The following is a 20,347-nucleotide window of genomic DNA, read 5'->3' as shown; positions in this document are numbered from 1 at the left end:
ATCTTCGCTCAAATTTGGTTTACATATTTGAAATAAATTGTTATATTTAGATTTCTTAAACAAAAAATAAAACGAACCGTTACAATGGGAGTTGTTAAATGAAGATTCATGAGTATCAGGCTAAACAAATTTTAAGGGAATTTAATGTTCCTGTACCGGAAGGTTACGTGGCTTTTACAGCAGATGAAGCTGTAGAAGCGGCTAAAAAATTATCGACCGATCTGGCAGTGATTAAAGCCCAGATCCATGCCGGCGGCCGTGGTAAGGGCGGCGGGGTTAAGTTAGCTCGTTCTTTAGACGAGGTGAAAAACATTGCCGGACAGATGATCGGCATGACTCTGATTACGCACCAAACAGGGCCTGAAGGCCGAATTGTTAAAAAAGTTCTGGTGGAACAAGGTGTGGATATTGACCGTGAGCTTTACCTGGGCGTGGTGCTCGATCGCTCGAAATCCAGACTGGTAATGATGGCCAGCACCGAGGGCGGCGTGGAAATTGAAAAAGTGGCCGCCGAAACACCGGAAAAAATCCTGAAAGAGTGGATTGATCCAGCCATTGGTCTGCAGCCCTTTCAGGCCAGAAAATTAGCCTTTGGCCTGGGCTTAAGCGGAAAACAGGTAAATAACGCCGTTAAGTTTATGATGGCCCTGTACAAAGCGTTTATTTCTAAAGATTGCTCGCTGGCCGAAATTAATCCTCTGGTGGTTACCAAACAGGGCGATGTACTGGCCCTGGACGCCAAAATCAATTTTGACGACAGCGCGCTCTATCGCCATCCGGAATTGCTCGAGTTGCGCGATCTGGACGAGGAAGAGCCCCTGGAGGTAGAAGCGTCCGAATTCAATTTGAACTACATCAAATTAGACGGCAACGTGGGATGCATGGTTAACGGCGCAGGATTGGCCATGGCCACCATGGACATCATCAAACTGGCCGGCGGCGAACCGGCTAACTTTCTGGATGTAGGCGGCGGCGCCAATGTGGAAACCGTGCGCAATGGTTTCAAAATTATTTTAAAAGACCCCAATGTAAAAGCCATTTTGATCAATATTTTCGGCGGGATTGTACGCTGCGACCGGGTGGCGCGCGGGGTTATTGAAGCGGTGCAGTCCATCGACGTTAAAGTGCCCATCGTCATTCGCCTGGCTGGCACCAACGCCGAAGAAGCCGCGCAGCTCTTAAACGAATCGGAGCTGGAATTTGTGGTGGCCAACTCGTTAGAAGACGCCGCTAAAAAAGTGGTTAAAGTACTGCAGTAAGCGGTATCCTTGAAATAAGAAAATGTAAACTTTGAAGAAAAGCGGAGAAAATAAAAATGAGTATTTTACTCACCGAAAAGACAAAAATACTGGTGCAGGGCATTACCGGCTCCGAAGGGTCATTTCATGCCCGGCAGATGATTGAATACAACGAAAAAGCTCCGGTTGTGGCCGGAGTAACCCCGGGCAAAGGCGGGCAGATGTTTATGGACAAAGTACCGGTTTTCAATACGGTTGAACAGGCCGTAAAAGAAACTGGAGCCAACGCTTCGGTCATTTTTGTACCCCCGGCTTTTGCCCCGGACGCCATCCTGGAAGCGGTGGACGCCGGACTGGAACTGGTGGTATGTATTACGGAAGGCATTCCGGCGCTGGATATGATTAAAGTGTATGATGTGCTTAAAGACTCCAATACGCATTTGATTGGTCCCAATTGTCCGGGCATTATCTCGCCGGGCATCGGAAAAATGGGCATTATGCCAGCCTTTATTCATAAGCCAGGTAAAATCGGCGTGATCAGCCGCTCGGGAACTTTAACCTATGAAGCCGTTAACCAGTTAAGCGAGCGCAACCTGGGCCAGTCCACAGCCATTGGAATTGGCGGCGACCCGGTGATTGGCACGCGCTTTATTGACGCCTTACAGCTCTTCAAAGATGATCCGGACACCGAAGCGGTAGTGATGATTGGCGAGATCGGCGGTACGGCGGAAGAGGAAGCCGCTGCCTGGGTCAAAGAAAACTTTAACAAACCGGTGGTCAGCTTTATCGCCGGGCAAACCGCTCCTCCGGGGAGACGCATGGGCCATGCCGGCGCCATCATTAGCGGAGGTCAGGGAACGGCGGCCGAAAAAATGAAGGCGCTGGCCGCGGCGGGCATTCACGTTTGTGAAAGTCCTGCTGAAATTGGCGCAACTGTGGAAAAAGTTTTAAAAGGTTAATTATTTATTACGATTTTTAAATCAAGACGATCCGAACGTTTTAAATAGGAATGTTTCGGTTGCCTGCATGGGCAGCCGTTTAAAATGGTTTGTATAGTGAAAAAAATAACCTGTAATTGTAAAAATTTTAAGGAGAGATAGAATGAAGGAACGCACATTAGCCATTCTTAAGCCTGATTGCGTACAAAAGGGCTTGATCGGTAAGGTAATAGATCATCTTTTAAATAAAGGATTCGACATCATCGGCATGAAGATGGTTCATTTAACCAAACAAACAGCCGGTGAATTTTACGCCGTACATAAAGGTCGGCCGTTTTATGACGAATTAGTAGATTTTATGACGGAAAGTCCGGTGGTGGTGATGGCCTTAGAAAAGGAAAATGCCGTTGCTGGTTTGAGAGAGGTCATTGGCGCCACCGATCCGGCAGAAGCCGCAGAAGGAACCGTTCGCCGACTGTACGCCGAAAGCAAGGGGCGCAATATCATTCATGCGTCCGATTCGCCGGAAAATGCAAAAATCGAATTGGGATTTTTCTTCTCTAATAAAGAATTAATCGAAAATGGTTACATTGGTTAACCAATCGAAATAACAGGAGTAAAACATGGCCGAAAAGAAAAAACAGGAAGAAGAGATACTCGATCTTGAGATGCTCCGACAGGGCGAACTATCAGAGGTTGAAGATCGCGAAATCGTCAAACGCGTGGTGGTAATCGGCGCCGGAACTATGGGACGAGGTATTTCGCAGCTGGTGGCTTCCAAAGGGATGGAAGTAATCTTAATCGAAAAGACCGAAGAACTGGCCCAGCAGGGTATGAAGCTACTGGAAGAAAATATTGACGAAGAGATTGCCCGCTGGACATTGACCAAAAGCGAAAAGCGCGCCATTTTAAGCAGAATTAAGGCTTCGGCCAACGTGAACGACGCGGTTTACGGCGATGTGGTCATCGAAGCCATTTCGGAAAATCTGGAAGCCAAAAAGGAGTTGATGCGCAAAATCGATGAAATCTGCGATCCGGATACCATCTTTATTACCAACACGTCGGCGCTTAGTATCACCGAAATCGCCTCCGCTACCAATCGGCAGGATAAAGTCATTGGCATGCACTTCTTAAACCCCGTGCCGAAAATACCGCTGGTAGAAATCGTTCGCGGCCTGAAGACATCCGATGAAACCTACGAATTCATTCGCGATTTTGCCGAAATGCTGGATAAAACGGCGGTCGAGGTCTTTGAATATCCCGGATACATCACCACGCGCGTGATTGTTCCGATGATTAATGAAGCCATTCACATCCTGATGGAAGGCGTGGCATCGGCAGAACATATCGACACGGCGATGAAACTGGGATACAACTTTCCCAAAGGTCCGCTGGCCCTGGCCGATCAAATTGGCCTTGACGAGCTCATGGCCTGGATGGAAACCCTGTTCCGTGAATTGGGAGAGGCCAAATATAGGCCATGCCCCTTATTGCGCAAACTGGTTCGCGCCGGCCATCTGGGGCGTAAAACCGGCAAGGGCTTTTTTGATTATACCAGGCAGCAGTAGGATTAAGAGTAGAAAATAATTAATTGATTTTTACAAAGAGGACAATAGTCCATTAAGCTGAAAAATATTCTTTTCTTATTGAAAAATTACGAGAATCAGCTTATTTTATTAAATGTTAAAAAACGCTGTGAAATATAAGGAAATTTAAATTAAATTCTTTAACCTTTGCTTTATTCATGAATATCGCTGATTGTAAATTAATATGAATGTCATAAATGACATAAAAATCAGTTTTTGATGATTGAATGATAAAGCATGTCGGAGAGTATTATTAAAGGCGAAAGTGTTTTTGAGGGGTTTTCTCTCGATTCCTTTTGTCTACGCAAAGGCACCCCCCTTTTAATTCCCCCCCCCGCAAGCGGGGGGATTAAGGGGGAAAATAACCCCGCAAACGGGAGGATTAATGGGGGAGATAGCCCCGCAAGTGGGAGGATTAAGGGGGGAATTAACCCTGCAAACGGGAGGATTAAGGGGGGAATTAACTCCGCAAGCGGGGGGATTAAGGGGATGAACAATCCCACAAGCGGTGGGATTAAAGAGGAGAATTACCCTGCAAACGGGGGAATTAAGGGGGAGATGGCTCCGCAAGCAGGGAGATTAAGGGGAGCTGTTAATTTCGCACGCAGCAAGATAAAAAATGGAGATTATTCAATAAACTTTCAAACAAAGTTCATTGAAAATATTCAGCCGGGCGAGTATGTATATGGTCATGACGCCAAACCGCATCGCGTAGTTAAAACTTTTAAACGGCAATATGTAGGCATTATGATTGGAATCGTGAGCGAAGATAATACAACTTTATGGCTAACCGAGGATCACCTTGTGCTCACTGAACGTAGAGTAAAGCAGCTATCTCCTTCAGGAAGCTGGAGTGGAGTGCCAATACACCATTTTGAAAGAGCGCGAAAATTGCGAAAAGAGATGACGCCACCCGAAAAGAAACTATGGTATTATCTAAAAAACAAACGATTGGGAGTTAAATTCAGACGTCAACATCCTATTGGGCCTTACATTACTGATTTCTATTGTCGGGATTGCGGTTTAGTCGTAGAAGTAGACGGCAAGCAACATTATACCCCTGAAGCGCAAGAATATGACCGTTACCGCGATGAATATTTAACGGCAACAGGCCTTGATGTGCTAAGGTTTAATACGGTCGATCTTCGTACTAATTTAAAAGGAGTGCTGGCAATCATCCATTACAAAACTAAGCAACGGGTGTTGAACGATGATCCAAATAAACAGTGGCGTTATGCAGGTGAGTTACGTTTAGGTGAATTCATATTTTCTGGTCTTGAACAAAGGCCTAAAAAAATATTGAGAATTATTCAGGAAAGAGTTTCTGAAGATGTTTATGATATCGAAGTGGAAAGTGTAAGTTCTTATTTAACCGAAGTGTGTACAGTACACAATTGCGATATGCGGTATTTAACAACTTTATCGAAGAACGATAATTTGAATTATCCGTTTAATTAAGCGATAGAAAAGATTTATTATCTTTTATGTCGTTAAGGGATAGTGATCTGTGTAACAGGATGTAGTTTAAATAATTAACTAATAAAAATTGACTAATTTTATTTATTGCGAGTAAAAAAGGAATATTCAAGATTTTAAAAAAGAGGTATTTAAAATGATCGTTTTAGTAATAAACGCGGGAAGCTCGTCGGTTAAATATCAGGTGATCGATCCGGAAGAGCAGCGCTCGCTGGCCAGGGGCGTGGTAGAGCGCATCGGAATGTCCGGCGCTATTTTGACACACCGTAAAGAAGGGGAAAAAGAGGTTCGCCTATCAGGAGAAATTCTGGATCATAAAATGGCCATTGAATATGTGCTGGGTATTTTACTCAGTAAAAATCATGGTGTTATTAAAGATAAAAGTGAAATCGACGCGGTTGGTCACCGCGTGGTGCACGGCGGCGAAGTGTTTAGCGGCTCGGTTTTGATTACCGAAGAGGTGATGGCCGAGATGCGCCGATGCATTGATTACGCGCCTCTACACAATCCCCCCAATTTAAAGGGCATTAACGCCGCCATGCAGTTGCTGCCAGGCGTTCCGCAGGTGGGCGTGTTCGATACCGCCTTCCATCAAACCATGCCCAAACATGCTTATTTGTACGGATTGCCCTATGCCCTTTACAAAAAGCATGGCATCCGGCGCTATGGCTTTCATGGCACGTCGCATCGCTTTGTTTCTGATCGGGCGGCAAAAATGCTGGGCAGGCCCAAAGAAGAGCTGCGCATCATTACCTGCCATCTGGGCAACGGCGCTTCGGCGGCGGCAATTAAGTATGGCAAATCCATCGATACCAGCATGGGCTTTACCCCGCTGGAAGGATTGATGATGGGCACGCGCTCCGGCGATCTGGACCCGGCAATCATTTTGCAGATCATGCACAAAGAAGAATTAACGCCCAACGACGCCACAACCCTGTTAAACAAACACAGCGGATTGATCGGAGTTAGCGGTTTAAGCAGCGACATGCGCGAAATTGAAGAAGAATATGAGACCAACGCCCGGGCCAAACTGGCGCATGATATTTTTACCTATCGCCTGAAAAAATACATCGGCGCCTATGCCGCGGCTATGGGCGGTGTGGATGCTATTGTTTTTACCGGTGGTATTGGAGAAAATTCCAGTCTGGTGCGCAAAAATGCCCTGTCGGAATTGGAGTTTCTGGGTATTAAATTAGATCACCATAAAAATGAAGAAAAGAGTAAAGGCGAGCGCGATATCTCCGCCGCTGAATCCGGCGTAAAAGTGCTGGTGATTCCCACCAATGAAGAGCTGGTGATTGCCATGGATACGATGCAAATCGTAAGTCAGTTAAAGAAATAGGTTGAGTAAATAAAAAGCTGTTAATAAGTTGAGCAAAAAAAACGAAAGATAGTGTTTTTTCATCTTTCGGCAAACGGGAGAAGATGATTATTCCGGCCGCCGCGTAAAAATACGGGCGCGCCGGATTCTTTTTTATCTTAAAGTGGGAACAAAGTGAAAAACGTAATGGCGAGGGCGGTCCGTTAATACACTCTTCCTCCCCCGCTTTTCAATTTCCGGCGGCGGTAATAAAATTTGCCTTATGATACATCTTAATGTACATTTGGCTATTTCGCAAAAAGACGGGAACTTTTGATGTAGTTGGCATTAAAAGAGACGAAAAGTTATGAGGGTTGAAATCCTCATTGAGATTTGATAAATTCGGAAATTCTGATGAAAATAAACATACAGGACATTGATGTTCATCCAATTGAGATGGATGACGAGATAAGTCTGGAATTTATTTCGCCTTTGATTCGGGAGTATTATCCGAATCAGGCCACGGTGCATGTGCATGCGGAAAAGATCAAGAAAGATGTTCGCGTGCGCATCGAATTATTGACCAGAGCGCATTATACCTGCGATCGTTGCCTGGATGAGTTCGATGTGCGCTTCACGGCCAGGATCGAACAACAGTATCACCAGGGCGCAGGTGAATTGTTAGACGAAGAGATTATTCGCATTGCGGCGGATGCCATTGAGATCGATATTAATCCTGTGATCTCTGAGATGATGTTATTGAACCATCCGCTAAAAATGTTGTGTAAGGAAGAGTGTAAAGGAATTTGCCCGAATTGTGGCGCGCATTTGAATCATGAAGAGTGCCGCTGTGGAGAACGACCGATCGATCCACGTTGGGATGAACTGAGAAAGTTATTAAAATAGGAGAGGAAAATGGCAAATCCAAAACGGAAAGTATCACGTAATTTGAGAGATAAACGCAGAGCTCAATGGATGGCAAGTTTACGCGCTAATTCTTTGGTTACCTGTGATCATTGCGGCGAAAAAAAGCTGCCCCATCGTGCCTGCCCAAGTTGCGGATATTACCGGGGTAAAAACGTCTATATTCCCAAATCGGTTTAATCGTCTTTTGCGAAGGAATTCGTAATGCGCATCGCCCTGGATGTTATGGGGGGTGATCTTGGGCCCCGAGCAACGGTTGATGGGGCTTATTTATATTTGAAAGAAGCTCCCAAAGACGACCATATTGTTCTGGTGGGTGATCAGGATTTAATTAAAGAACGTCTGAAGCACATTCCTGAGAAATACCATAAGCGATTTAGCATTGTTCACGCGCCAGACAATATCGGCATGAATGAATCCCCTACCGAAGCATTCAAAAAGAAGACAAACGCTTCAATGGTCGTGGGGCTCAAATTGCATGCCAGCGGCCAGGCCGATGCCTTTGTCAGCGCCGGGCATACTGGTGCGCAAATGGCAGGCTCATTGTTGACTCTAAAACGAATCCCCGGAGTTAAGCGCCCGGCCATAGGGTCGTTTTTGCCCAGCGAAAAGGGGATGGTCTTTTTGATTGACGTGGGAGCAAATGTTGATTCTAAACCGATTCACCTCTTGCAATTTGCTTTAATGGCAAGTATTTTTGTCGGCGAAGTATTTCAGCAAAAAGATTTGAAAATCGGTTTGCTGAGTATTGGCGAGGAAGAAAAAAAGGGAAACGCCTTAACCCTGGCGGCGCACCAATTGTTTAAAGAAAATTTACCAAATTTTTACGGAAACGTTGAGGGACGAGATATTTTAAAAGGAAAAACCGATATCATTGTGTGCGATGGCTTTGTAGGGAATGCGCTACTTAAGATGGCCGAGAGTGTGATGGGCGTAATTGTCAAAGCGATTAAGCGGAATATCGGAGCCAATCTATTTACCAATTTGGGGGCGCTTTTAGTTAAACCGGCCTTTAGCGAGCTCAAGCGCAGTTATGATTATCAGGAATACGGCGGCGTGCCCCTGTTAGGTGTGGATGGAATTTCGATAATTTGCCATGGAAACTCAACGGCAAGGGCCATTAAAAACGCTTTGCGTGTAGCGCATGAAATGAGTAGTCATCAGGTTAATAAACGAATTGCAGAAAAGTTGAGGGAAAAGGAGTTGAACAATGCCTAAGGCTTACATTAGTGCAGTAGCGCATTACGTGCCGGAAAAGGTGCTTACCAATTTTGATCTGGAAAAAATGGTGGATACTTCCGATGAATGGATTCGATCGCGTACCGGCATCCGTGAGCGGCGCATCCTGGAGCCCGGAAAGGCAACCTCGGATATGGCTGCCGAAGCGGTAAAAAAATTATGTGAAAACAGGGGCATTGACCCTCTGGAAATTGAAGGAATTGTAGTTGCCACCGTGACGCCGGATATGTTCTTTCCCAGTACCGGCAATCTGGTTCAGGAAAAGGTCGGCGCCAAAAACGCCTGGTCGTTTGATGTGGCCGCCGCCTGTTCGGGTTTTATTTATGCATTGTCTGTCGGCGCCCAGTATATTATGGCTGGCACGCACAAAAAGATTGTGGTGGTGGGCGGCGATAAGATGAGCGCCATTACCAACTACCGCGATCGGAATACGTGCGTGTTGTTTGGCGACGCAGCCGCGGCGGTTTTGCTGGAGCCAACCGAAGATGAAGACAAAGGCATCATCGATTTTATGCTCTTTTCCGATGGCAGCGGCGCAGATTACCTTAAAATGAAGGCTGGCGGCAGCCTGTTCCCGGCTTCACTGGAAACGGTGGTGAATGACTGGCACTACATCTATCAGGACGGCAAAACGGTTTTTAAATTTGCCGTCACAAAAATGGCCGAAGTTTCAGTCCATATTCTGGAAAAAAACGGCTTTACCGGCAAAGACCTTACCCTCTTTATTCCTCATCAGGCCAATCTGCGGATTATTGACGCCGCTGTTAAACGGTTGGGCATCGATTATGACAAGGTAATGATTAATATTGATAAATATGGAAATACAACCGCAGCGACCATTCCTCTGGCGCTCTCGGAAGCTTACCTGCAAGGAAAACTCGATGTGGGCGACCTGGTCGTATTTGCAACTTTTGGCGGCGGTTTTACCTGGGCTTCTACTCTATTGCGCTGGGGAATTCCAAAACCTGAAAAGCCGATCTCTGAATAGATAGTGATGGAGATAGATTCATGAAAAAAGCATTCATCTTTCCGGGACAGGCATCGCAGTTTGTGGGAATGGGCAAAGACCTTTACGAACACTTTGAGTCTGCCCGCAGGATTTTTGATCAGGCTAATGAAATTTTAAATTTTGATCTGAAAAAAGTTTGCTTCGAAGGACCGGAAGAAGAACTTAAACAGACGTATATTACGCAACCGGCTATTTTTGTCCACAGCATGGCTGTGAACACCCTGCTTGAAGAAAAGGGGCTGAAGCCCGATGGTGTGGCCGGACACAGTCTGGGCGAGTACAGCGCGCTGGTGGCCGCCGGCAGTCTGACCTTTGAGGACGGTTTGCGTCTGGTGCAAAAACGCGGCCAGTTAATGCATGAATCGGGTAATAAAAACCCCGGTACCATGGCCGCTTTAATTGGCCTTTCCGCAGAGCAGGTTTATGAGTTGTGCGAAAAACTTTCGGACAAAGGCATTATTCAACCGGCCAATTTTAATTCACCGGGACAGATCGCTATTTCCGGCCAGGTTGAGGTCATTCGCCAGGCGTTGGACGTGGCCAGAGAGATGGGCGCTAAAAAGGCGCTGGAATTAGTAGTATCCGGAGCCTTTCACAGCCCGCTAATGGACGATGCACGCGCCGGCTTACAGGAAGCGCTGGAAAAAACAGAATTCAAAGACGCCCGCGTGCCGGTTTATTCTAATGTGACGGGCGGGCCTGTTACGGCCAGAGATGAGATCCGTCATTTACTGTTTAAACAACTAACCAGCCCGGTTTTGTGGCAAAAGAGCATGGAAAATATGATTGCCGATGGTTTTGCCGCGTTTTACGAAATCGGGCCCGGCAAAGTTTTGTGTGGACTATTAAAACGAATTAATCGACAGGTTCCCTGTCAACCCATCGGGACTGTTGAAAACGTAAATAGAGTGGGGGAAGAAGGATGAACGAAGGAAAAGTAGCAATCGTAACCGGCTCTGCTCGTGGAATCGGGAAAGCCATTGCCCTTAAATTGGCGCGCGAGGGTTACCATGTGGTGATTTCGGATATTCTAAAAGACGCGGCAAAAGAAACCGCCCAGGAAATTGAAAAGCTCGGCGTAAAATCGCTGGCGGTGGTGGCGGATGTTTCTAAAGCCGAAGACGCGGGAAACCTGATTAAGCAAACCGTTGAGGCCTTTGGGCAGGTGGACGTGCTGGTTAACAATGCCGGCATTACGCGCGACAACCTGGCTATTCGCATGAGCGAAGCCGAGTGGGATTCTGTATTGAACATCAATTTGAAGGGAACGTTTTTGTGCTCGCAGGCGGCGGCCAAAGTGATGATGAAAAAACGTAGCGGCAGAATAATTAACATCGCCTCGGTTAGCGGCATACTGGGTACGGCCGGGCAGGCCAATTACGCTTCGTCCAAAGCGGGAGTAATCGCCTTAACCAAAGCTTTTGCCCGTGAGCTGGGCGCGCGTAATATTACGGTAAATGCCGTTGCTCCCGGTTACATTGCCACGGAAATGACTGAAAAATTGCCAGAAAATGTAAAAGAAGAGTATCTGAAACAGATTCCGTTAAAGCGGGCCGGCACCCCGGAAGACGTGGCCAATGTGGTGGCCTTTTTAGCCAGCGATGCCGCATCGTACGTCACGGGAACCACGCTCATTGTGAGCGGCGGTCTGGTTATGTAAACAATCAATTTAAAAAATAGATTATGTAACTTCATGTAACGTATAACCAACAAGGAGAAGAGAGATGGATATCGAAGCAACCGTCAAGGAAATTATCGTTGAGCAATTAGGCGTAGATGAATCTCAGGTTACCCCCGAAGCATCTTTTATTGACGATCTGGGCGCAGACAGCCTGGATACGGTGGAACTGGTGATGGCTTTTGAAGACAAATTCGGAATTTCCATTCCGGAAGATGAAGCCGAAAAGATGCGTACGGTTGGCGACGCCATTGAGCATTTGAAACAAAAATTAGCCGAAAAAGAATAAGCGAACACTAAGGGAGGTTCAAACAGTAAATAATTGAACCTCCTTTTTCTGTTAAGTTAGAGTTCTGCTAAATGTAAATTTTAAGGTTATTTCGAATATCCCGCCCTGGCGGGAGACGATAAATATTTTCTTTTTGTTGAAATTAGAAGATTTTTCACCTGATAAATCGGGATTCGAAATGACATATTATGTGCATTTTGCAGAACTTTATGTTAAGTAAGATTCACAAAAGGGTTAATATTTATGGGGAAAAGACGGGTGGTAATTACCGGAATGGGTGTCATATCTCCGGTAGGCAATAATGTAAAAGAAACGTGGGAAGCCCTGTTAAGCGGAAAGAACGGCGCGGCGCCCATTACACTTTTTGACACATCGGACTATGAAACCAAATTTGCATGCGAAGTAAAAAATTATGATCCGCTGGAACATTTTGATCGTAAAGAACTGCGCCGGTTAGATCGCTTCAGTCAGTTTGCCATATTGGCCGCGGAAGAAGCGCTGAACGACTCGGGAATGGAACTCGACAAAGAAGATCGGGATCGAATTGGAGTGATTGTGGGCTCGGGTATTGGCGGCATGCTCTCTTTTGAAGATGAACATACTAAGCTGGTCACACGCGGTCCACGCCGGGTTAGCCCATTTTTTATTCCGAACCTGATTATCGACATTGCAGCCGGCCATATCTCTATTAAATACGGTTTAAAAGGTCCGAATTTTGCCACCGTATCGGCTTGCGCAACGGCCGCGCACAGCATTGGAACGGCCATGCGTACCATTCAGTATGGCGACGCCGAAGTGATGATTTGCGGCGGCGCCGAAGCGGCCATTGTCCCCAGCGGTATTGCCGGTTTTAATGCCATGAAAGCCATATCCACGCGCAATGAAGATCCGCAGAAAGCCAGTCGGCCCTTTGACGCTAAAAGAGACGGCTTTGTAATGGGCGAAGGCGGCGGCATTCTTATTCTGGAAGAATTGGAACATGCCAGAGCGCGCGGGGCTAAAATTTATGCCGAACTTGTGGGCGTGGGATTTACGGCCGATGCCTTTCATATTACGCAACCCGCTCCGGGCGGCGAAGGCGCCATCCGCGCCATGAAGGCGGCCTTAAAAGACGCAAACCTGCAACCAACCGATGTGCAGTACATCAATGCCCACGGCACATCGACCTATTTTAACGATAAAAACGAAACCGAGGCCATTAAATCGGTATTCGGTGATTATGCCTACGAACTGGTCGTTAGCTCTACCAAGTCGATGACCGGCCATTTGCTGGGCGCTTCGGGCGTGTTAGAGCTTATTGCCACCAGCCTGACGGTTCAGCAAAACAAAGTGCATCCTACCGTAAATTATGAATTTCCGGACCCGGCATGCGATTTAAATTACGTGCCCAATACACCCATCGAAAAAGAGGTCAATGCGGCCCTGAGCAATTCTTTTGGTTTTGGCGGGCACAATGTTACCCTTTGTGTAAAAAAATTTATGGAGTAAATGAGCAGCCAAAAAAATGAAGAGTAGAAAATGATAAAAAGACTGCTGAAGCGATTTGTAGTTCGAGCAAAAGATGACGAACTTCCTATTCCTGTGACGGAAATTGAACGGAAAATAGATTATCAATTTAAAGATAAAATCCTACTGTTAAAAGCATTTAAGCACCGTTCATATCTCAATATGACTCATGAGAGCGCCCTTGAATCTAACGAACGGTTGGAGTTTTTAGGCGACGCTGTTCTGGATTTGATCATTGCCGAGCATTTGTTTCATAATTTTCCGAATAAAAATGAGGGCGAGCTCTCTAAAAAGCGTTCTGTGCTTGTTTCCAGACAGGTGTTGGCTCAGATTACCGAAGAAATTGGCCTGGGTGAATATTTGCTTCTGGATAAAGGCGAAGAAAAAACCGGAGGCCGGAAACGGCTTAACAATCTTGCCAATTTGTTCGAATCGGTTCTGGGCGCCATTTACCTGGATGGCGGCCTGACGGCGGCGCGCAATTTTGTAAACCATTTCATCCTCAGAAAACGTGAAGATTTATTGAAAGTCAAACGTTATCATAATTACAAATCTGAATTGCTGGAAAAAGCGCAGAGTAAGGGGTGGGGCAATCCCGTCTATCAAATTGTACATGAGAGCGGCCCGGATCATAATAAACAATTTGTGGTGCGAGTAAACGTCAATAATCGCTGGCTGGCCAAAGGAGTCGGCTCCAGCAAAAAGAAGGCCGAACAACTGGCCGCGCGCAATGCGCTAAAAAAATTAGGAAACAATCGTAATAATTCTGCCAGAACAAAAACTCAAAAACAAAGGGATATGTCTTGATTAAAGTAATTAACGTGGTCGGCGCCAGACCCAATTTTATGAAAATAGCTCCCATCCAGCGTGAGATGTCAAAATATTCAAATATCAAACCCGTTCTTGTTCACACCGGTCAACATTACGACAAACGGATGTCTAAATTTTTCTTTAATGATCTGCAACTGCCGGAGCCCGATATTTACCTGGGCGTGGGTTCCGGAACCCATGCGGAACAGACGGCGAAAATCATGACGCACTTCGAAAAAATCCTCAATGAGGAGAAGCCGGACCTTGTGCTGGTTGTGGGCGATGTCAATTCCACCGCTGCCTGCAGCCTGGTCGCCGCTAAAATGAATACTAAAATCGCTCATGTGGAGGCGGGCTTGCGCTCGTTCGACCGCACCATGCCCGAGGAGATCAATCGCCTGGTGACGGATGTGCTTTCCGACCTTTTATTTGTTACGGAAAAAAGCGGTCTGGAAAATTTAAAGCGCGAAGGCATTGCCGATCATAAGGTGCATTTTGTCGGCCATGTAATGATCGATTCATTGATTTACTTTAAGCCCAAAGCCGATCAATCTGCCATTCTGGATGAACTGAACTTAACGCCCGGCGAATACGGCGTGATCACTCTGCATCGTCCGAGCAACGTGGACAATAAACAGAATTTCGAAAAACTATTGAATGCCTTTGCGCAAATTGAGCAACGCCTGCCGCTGATCTTTCCCATTCATCCCCGTTCGCAAAAAATGATCGATCAATTTGGGCTGAGGGAAAAAGTGGAAAAGATGTCCAACTTGCGATTGTTGGATCCGCTCGGTTATCTGGATTTTATGAAGCTATTGCATAACGCAAAGCTTGTTTTAACCGATTCTGGCGGCATCCAGGAAGAAACCACGTTTCTTGGAATCCCCTGCATCACCATGCGTGAAAACACCGAACGTCCCATCACGGTTGAAATTGGCACCAATGTTCTGGTGGGCACCGATACACAGCGCATTGTTTTAGAGGCGGAAAAAATACTTGACGGTAATGCAAAAAAAGGGCAAATTCCTGAATTATGGGACGGCCATGCGGCTGAGAGGATTGTGAAAATAATCAATGAGGAGTTAAGTTGAAAACCGTTTTGAGTATTTTTTTTATTATCTGGATCCTTTCATCCGGTTTTGCTCAGGATATTCCAACCCTTCAAGAAAACATCCTTTTAGATCGCGAAAATCCTAAATATCAAACATCGCTGGAAAAATTTTACAAACAGCGTTCGATAACACGCACGATTTCTCCTCAGGTGCTGGAGGCCGAAATCGAAGATAGCCTGTATATGGTTGGTCCTGGAGATCAACTGGGCATCCATGTTTTTGGTGAAATCGAAATTGATTTTCTTGTAACCGTATCGCCGGAAGGCGTGGTTGTAATTCCTACCATTGGAACGCTTAATATTGGAAAATTGTCTCTAAAAGAAGCGAAAGAAAAGCTAAAAGACTTTATTAACACAAATTACCACGCTTCGACCATTCATATCGACTTAATATCCATGCGCAAATTTCGTGTTTATTTAGTGGGCGAGGTCGCAAATCCCGGAACTTATTTTGCCCAGGCCACAGACCGTGTGAGCGATATTATTGAAGTCGGCGGAGGTCTGAAAGATTGGGCCGATGAAACCAATATCCAGATTCATCACAGGAATGGTAGAGTAGATACCCTGGATATTTTGAGATTTTATGCCTTTGGTGATAAAGATAATAACCCAACGGTTGACGGCGGCGATGTGATTTATGTTCCTGCCATTGATTTAAACAGCCCCCACGTAATTGTTGAATGGAATAAAGAAGAAATAAATGAAACAATGAATACCGAACAGTTTCTCTTTCAAACGAAGTATAAAAGGAAAATTTATCGTATCATTAATAACGAAACCTTAATCGAATTTCTGGAAAGAATTGCCATTTTAGACAATCAGGTAGAATTAGAGCACATAATCGTTAAAAGAGCCGGCGAAGAAATTTCTGTTGATCTTTTTGATGAGTACAATAAAGAAGATAAATTTATTTTGAAAAAGGGCGATGCGCTCATTGTTCCGGATATCGTTGATAAAGTGTATGTGCAGGGCGAAGTGCTGAATCCCGGCGCCTATCCATACCAGGTCAATTTAACAGCTAATGACTACATCGGCATGTCGGGTATTTTGGAAAAATCCAAAACTGGCAGCAGTATCCTTGTAATAAGAGCTAAGAGCGGAAAGGTCTTAAAGGGCGGTAATGTTATTGTCAATAAAGGCGACATTGTGGTCGTTCCGCGCAAGACGCGTGAATCCATCCGTGATTATCTCAGTATTCTTACGCCAATGGTTAGTATTATTATCTCTACTTATAGTTTATATCTTACAATATCAAAGAAATAAAACACGACAAACAGGTTTACAATGAATGGCGTGGACAAATTAATTTTAAAAAGTTAGAGAGATGTAAACGATGAAGAAAGAAGAATCTATTTGGTATAAATTTTTAATATCCATCAAAAAATATTATAAAAATCTTTTCATATTCAATTTCACCGTGGTTTTACTGGCGGTGATTATTTCTTTTATTGTTCCCAAATGGTATAAAGCCTCTACGACGATTCTTCCGACCGTTAACAATAGCGGCGGCCTTGGCGCCTTAAGTATGCTTGGCGATCTTGGCGGGCTTGCTTCAGGATTTTTAGGCGGCGCTTCATCAGACATCAACCGATATCTTGCCATTCTTAAGAGCCGTAGTTTGCGTGAAAAAGTCATCAAAAAATATAATTTGATCAAGGAATACGGTTGTGAGAATATGGAGGAGGCGCTCAGGGAGTTTGATGACAATATGGAAGTCGAAGTTGGCGATGAGATGCAGATAAAAATATCATTTCTTGATAAAAATCAGGATCGAGTTGCTCAGATGACAAATTATATTGTCCAGTGTCTGGATAGCGCCAATATTAGTTTGAGCATTCAGGAAGCAAAAAACAATAGAGAATTTATCCGTTCGCGCTTGCAGGTTGCCATCGATAGTCTCTTGATATTGCAGGAACAGCTCAAAAACTTTATGGAAAAAAACGGTGTTCTGGATATTGAAAATCAGGTAATCATTGGTTTGCAAAATATCGGAGAATTGCAGGCCGAAATGCTGCAAAAGCAAATAGAGTTGGAAATTGCTAAAAAGCAATTGAGCAAAAATAATAGCATTTTGCGAAAGCTAAGTACCGAATTGGCGGCTATCAAAGAGCAATATAAAAAATTCTTTTACGATTCTGTTTCGCAAGATCGGCTGGTTCCGCCATTGAGTAAAGTCCCCGAGCTTTCCATCCAATTTATCTGGCTTAAAAAGCAGATAGAATATTATGAAAAGGTGCTTGAATTTTTAGGACCTCAGTACGAACAGGCAAAAATTCAGGAAGCCAAAACCATACCAACCCTGCAAATATTGGATTATGCCGTCCGGCCGGAAAAAAAGCATATTCCTAAAAGATGGCTTATTGTGTTAATTGCCATGATTCTTAGTTCCACCTTAAGCGTTTATTATGTGTATTGGAAAGAATATATCTATAACAGGTATTTCACGTAATGATACTTCCGGCATTGAAAAAGACGCGCTTAGATATTTTAAAACACTTTATCGTCTTTCATGTTGTTTATTTACTCGAGAGAATCGAATTATTTTATCTTTTTTTGGTAATTTCATTTTTTTTTGCGCAAACTAAATTTCCGTTTGCAGAGGCTTTTACTGTAATTAAATGGGGCGTGTTGTTGGCCTTTGTTGCCGTCCATTTAATCACCATAGGCTTAAGGATAAAAGATAAAGATGTTATTACCAGCAAAATATTCTGGCCATTAGGAATATTTATTTTTTATCTGTTTATTAATTCATTGCTTTCCATCAATATTGTTGTAAGTATATCGCGAACGTTGATTTTGTTGGTATCATTTGTGCTGTGGTTTTTTATTTTACCTAATTATTTCAGAAAAAAGGAGCAAATTCTAAAATTATTTAACTATCTGTTCTATTTTTTTGCAGTCGTTTTAGTTTTAAATATTGCCTTAACCATTCTTGTGCCATCTGTCTTTTTCAGAATAGGGATTTATATTCGCTATGCAGGAATAACCGAAAATGCCAACACACTCGGGATGTATTCGGTGGCCTCTGTAATATTTATTCTTTATAAATTTAAAACCGGCTCAGGATTCGAAAAGGTTTTGAGCGTTCTAATGTTTTTATTAGTCCTGATAAATTTCATCTTAACGGTTTCGCGTTCGAGCATGTTAGCCGCCTTTGTTATCATCATAATCTTTACTTATTATTATTACAGGAAACTGTTTTATACGGGAATCGTTCTTGGTGCAATGGCAATTGGCATCCTGTTTATGTTTCCCATATTGTTGGATTTGTTAAGGTTGGCCAGCAATCCGCTTTCTTATCGTGAGCAATTGTTCGAACTGGCAATCTTAAAATGGAAAGAGGATATTTTTTTTGGACAGGGTTACGGCACAACATTAATTATAACTTCAAAGCTCTTTACGTTATTGCAAAAGGGCTTCAATTTATTGATTGTGGGTAAACATTTTGGCAATATGTTTATAGAATTGTTGTGTGAAACTGGGATTATTGGCGTTGCGTTGTTTTTGCCGATTATAGGAATGCTTTATAAACAACAGAAAGAATTAAATAAAATCGTTTCAGGTGATTTAAAGATTTTAACCGTTCTTTATAAAGGATTATTCTTTGGCTTTCTGATCCAGAACCTGTTCGAAAGCGCCCTGTTGGCTCCCGGGAATGGTGTTGCATTTTTATTTTGGAGCTTTAGTGGGTTGTTGTTAAGTATAAAATATATATCACTAGTTGAAAATAAACCGAAAACGGTATGAAAAAAAATATCCCTACGCTCTTCAAGTCAATTGGGTATGTTACGATAGGCACCATTTTAGGGAAGATATCCGGTTTTTTAAAACATTATTTAGTCGTTTATAGCTTTGGTCTCACCGAATATGCCGATGCCTTTTTTGTCGCCAATATCATACCGGAAATGCTGGTCAATATTCTCATTTCAGGACTGTTAGCGGGCGCGTTTATTCCTGTGGCGAGCGAAGTGTTAGCCATAGAAGGGAAAAAGCGTTTTAGTGATTTTATCAGTTCGCTGTTTATCTTTGTCGGAATACTCAGCTTGATTTTTAGTATGTTGTTATTCTTTATACCAGATTTAATTGCGAAAGTTTTAGCTCCGGGTTACACCGTTAATCAATTGAAAATAGTTAGCAATCTTTTAAGATATTTTTCACCTGGAATTATATTTTTGGGTCTGGCAGCCATTCTGGCCGGCATTCTTCAATCTTTAGAGGATTTTCGAATAGTTTCTTTCGGACTTTTAATCTACAATGTAACATTTATTGGCTCATTACTAATATTCAGCCCTCGATACCATGTGCTATCTGCAGGGCTGGGGATATCGCTCGGGGCGTTCTTCTGGTTTGGATCTCATTTTCTTTTTACCTACAGGATGATGAAATGGAAGCCAGCATTTAGTGCCGTTGTCGCTTACCTGAAAAAAACGGCCAAACTGGCAGTGCCGTCTCTTTTAATCATAACCATATCCAATATGGTATTGCTTGTAGAGAAAAATTTTGCTTCCAGGTTTGTAGCCGGCACAATAAGCGAATTGAATCTGGCCTTTCGCCTGTCTCATCTTTTTTTGATTGTTTTAATTTTACCGTTGAGTACGGTGCTTTTGCCAAGGATGACCAAATATTTTTCTCAAAAGCAATATGATAAAATTAAAGCAACCATTCAAAGTGTCATGCAGATAATAACCGCAATTTTAATCTTATTTTTTATCTTTTTTGTCTATAATGCTCATTTTGTCACTAAAATGACCTATTTTTTCTTACATGTCGATAGTAAGAACCTACTTTTAATCTCTGAGTATGCCTTGTGGTACGCAGTTTCGTTTATCGGACTTTTTTACTATATGTTTTTATTGAGAGTATTTTATTCGATGCAACAAATTTGGGAAATCGTAAAAGCCAATTTAATCGGCATGGCGTTTTATCTGATCTTTTTATCTATTTTAATACCAAAACTCGAAGTGTATGCGTTTCCCATTGCCTATTCGATTTATGCCATAGTAACGACTATCTATTTGGCTTTGTATTTGAATTTCAAACTCTTTCCCCGGAGTAATATTTTAGGGCAAAATAAAATTTTTTATGTGGCAAGCATATTCTACGTTCTGATTGCGATTAATGTTAAAATATTCTGGGGAGCAAAAAATGGCGTTTTAGAAGATATTTTATTTTCTTTAATATTTTTAAGTTTTTATATTTATTTCTTGTTGAGGAAAAAAGTATTTAATTGGTAAGGCATAAAA

General features: G+C 43.6%; 20 protein-coding genes. All 20 read left to right on the top strand.

Annotation, left to right across the window (positions count from 1 at the left end; translation table 11 throughout):
• The first annotated feature begins 98 nt into the window (after positions 1-98).
• Positions 99-1,259: an ADP-forming succinate--CoA ligase subunit beta gene (sucC, locus tag Cabys_RS16130; RefSeq protein WP_006927220.1), complete on the top strand. Its 1,161-nt coding sequence runs from the start codon at positions 99-101 to the stop codon at positions 1,257-1,259.
• A gap of 56 nt (positions 1,260-1,315) precedes the next feature.
• On the top strand, positions 1,316-2,197 hold the full coding sequence (gene sucD, locus Cabys_RS16125; protein ID WP_006927219.1) for a succinate--CoA ligase subunit alpha: 882 nt from the start codon (positions 1,316-1,318) through the stop codon (positions 2,195-2,197).
• Between the two features lie 142 nt (positions 2,198-2,339).
• Complete coding sequence (ndk, locus tag Cabys_RS16120; RefSeq protein WP_006927218.1) at positions 2,340-2,774, top strand: nucleoside-diphosphate kinase; 435 nt, start codon at positions 2,340-2,342, stop codon at positions 2,772-2,774.
• A gap of 70 nt (positions 2,775-2,844) precedes the next feature.
• On the top strand, positions 2,845-3,744 hold the full coding sequence (locus Cabys_RS16115) for a 3-hydroxyacyl-CoA dehydrogenase family protein (protein ID WP_044281612.1): 900 nt from the start codon (positions 2,845-2,847) through the stop codon (positions 3,742-3,744).
• 255 nt (positions 3,745-3,999) lie between these two features.
• Positions 4,000-5,220 carry a DUF559 domain-containing protein gene (locus tag Cabys_RS20335; protein WP_006927216.1) on the top strand — a complete coding sequence of 407 codons (1,221 nt, stop codon included), beginning with the start codon at positions 4,000-4,002 and terminating at the stop codon, positions 5,218-5,220.
• A gap of 154 nt (positions 5,221-5,374) precedes the next feature.
• Positions 5,375-6,580, top strand: coding sequence for an acetate/propionate family kinase (locus Cabys_RS16105; protein ID WP_006927215.1), 1,206 nt, complete (start codon positions 5,375-5,377; stop codon positions 6,578-6,580).
• A 372-nt stretch (positions 6,581-6,952) separates the two neighbouring features.
• Positions 6,953-7,444 carry a YceD family protein gene (locus tag Cabys_RS16100; RefSeq protein ID WP_006927214.1) on the top strand — a complete coding sequence of 164 codons (492 nt, stop codon included), beginning with the start codon at positions 6,953-6,955 and terminating at the stop codon, positions 7,442-7,444.
• Between the two features lie 9 nt (positions 7,445-7,453).
• Positions 7,454-7,642 (top strand): 50S ribosomal protein L32, encoded by a 189-nt coding sequence (gene rpmF / locus Cabys_RS16095; RefSeq protein WP_006927213.1) that lies wholly within the window; start codon positions 7,454-7,456, stop codon positions 7,640-7,642.
• A gap of 24 nt (positions 7,643-7,666) precedes the next feature.
• Positions 7,667-8,680, top strand: a complete 1,014-nt coding sequence (gene plsX, locus Cabys_RS16090) for a phosphate acyltransferase PlsX (RefSeq protein ID WP_006927212.1) — start codon at positions 7,667-7,669, stop codon at positions 8,678-8,680.
• A complete protein-coding gene (locus tag Cabys_RS16085; protein WP_006927211.1) occupies positions 8,673-9,689 on the top strand; it encodes a beta-ketoacyl-ACP synthase III in 1,017 nt (338 codons plus the stop codon). Before plsX ends, Cabys_RS16085 begins: the two co-directional genes overlap by 8 nt.
• Positions 9,690-9,709: 20 nt before the next feature.
• Positions 9,710-10,636 (top strand): ACP S-malonyltransferase, encoded by a 927-nt coding sequence (fabD, locus tag Cabys_RS16080; protein WP_006927210.1) that lies wholly within the window; start codon positions 9,710-9,712, stop codon positions 10,634-10,636.
• Positions 10,633-11,370 carry a 3-oxoacyl-[acyl-carrier-protein] reductase gene (gene fabG, locus Cabys_RS16075; protein WP_006927209.1) on the top strand — a complete coding sequence of 246 codons (738 nt, stop codon included), beginning with the start codon at positions 10,633-10,635 and terminating at the stop codon, positions 11,368-11,370. The genes fabD and fabG overlap by 4 nt, the downstream gene beginning before the upstream one ends.
• A 64-nt stretch (positions 11,371-11,434) precedes the next feature.
• Positions 11,435-11,677 (top strand): acyl carrier protein, encoded by a 243-nt coding sequence (locus Cabys_RS16070; protein ID WP_006927208.1) that lies wholly within the window; start codon positions 11,435-11,437, stop codon positions 11,675-11,677.
• A gap of 243 nt (positions 11,678-11,920) precedes the next feature.
• Positions 11,921-13,165: a beta-ketoacyl-ACP synthase II gene (gene fabF, locus Cabys_RS16065; protein WP_006927207.1), complete on the top strand. Its 1,245-nt coding sequence runs from the start codon at positions 11,921-11,923 to the stop codon at positions 13,163-13,165.
• A 30-nt stretch (positions 13,166-13,195) separates the two neighbouring features.
• A complete protein-coding gene (rnc, locus tag Cabys_RS16060; RefSeq protein ID WP_006927206.1) occupies positions 13,196-13,990 on the top strand; it encodes a ribonuclease III in 795 nt (264 codons plus the stop codon).
• Complete coding sequence (gene wecB, locus Cabys_RS16055) at positions 13,987-15,084, top strand: non-hydrolyzing UDP-N-acetylglucosamine 2-epimerase (protein ID WP_006927205.1); 1,098 nt, start codon at positions 13,987-13,989, stop codon at positions 15,082-15,084. The genes rnc and wecB overlap by 4 nt, the downstream gene beginning before the upstream one ends.
• Positions 15,081-16,367 (top strand): polysaccharide biosynthesis/export family protein, encoded by a 1,287-nt coding sequence (locus tag Cabys_RS16050; RefSeq protein ID WP_006927204.1) that lies wholly within the window; start codon positions 15,081-15,083, stop codon positions 16,365-16,367. The genes wecB and Cabys_RS16050 overlap by 4 nt, the downstream gene beginning before the upstream one ends.
• A 70-nt stretch (positions 16,368-16,437) precedes the next feature.
• Positions 16,438-17,553 carry a GumC family protein gene (locus Cabys_RS16045; protein WP_006927203.1) on the top strand — a complete coding sequence of 372 codons (1,116 nt, stop codon included), beginning with the start codon at positions 16,438-16,440 and terminating at the stop codon, positions 17,551-17,553.
• Positions 17,553-18,851: an O-antigen ligase family protein gene (locus Cabys_RS16040; protein ID WP_006927202.1), complete on the top strand. Its 1,299-nt coding sequence runs from the start codon at positions 17,553-17,555 to the stop codon at positions 18,849-18,851. The genes Cabys_RS16045 and Cabys_RS16040 overlap by 1 nt, the downstream gene beginning before the upstream one ends.
• Positions 18,848-20,338 (top strand): murein biosynthesis integral membrane protein MurJ, encoded by a 1,491-nt coding sequence (gene murJ / locus Cabys_RS16035; protein WP_006927201.1) that lies wholly within the window; start codon positions 18,848-18,850, stop codon positions 20,336-20,338. The genes Cabys_RS16040 and murJ overlap by 4 nt, the downstream gene beginning before the upstream one ends.
• The last annotated feature ends 9 nt before the right edge of the window (positions 20,339-20,347 follow it).

It is taken from the genome of Caldithrix abyssi DSM 13497 (genome assembly GCF_001886815.1).
Lineage (GTDB): Bacteria > Calditrichota > Calditrichia > Calditrichales > Calditrichaceae > Caldithrix > Caldithrix abyssi.
Note: the sequence above shows the minus strand (reverse complement) of the source record. Positions and strands in the feature narration are given on the sequence as shown.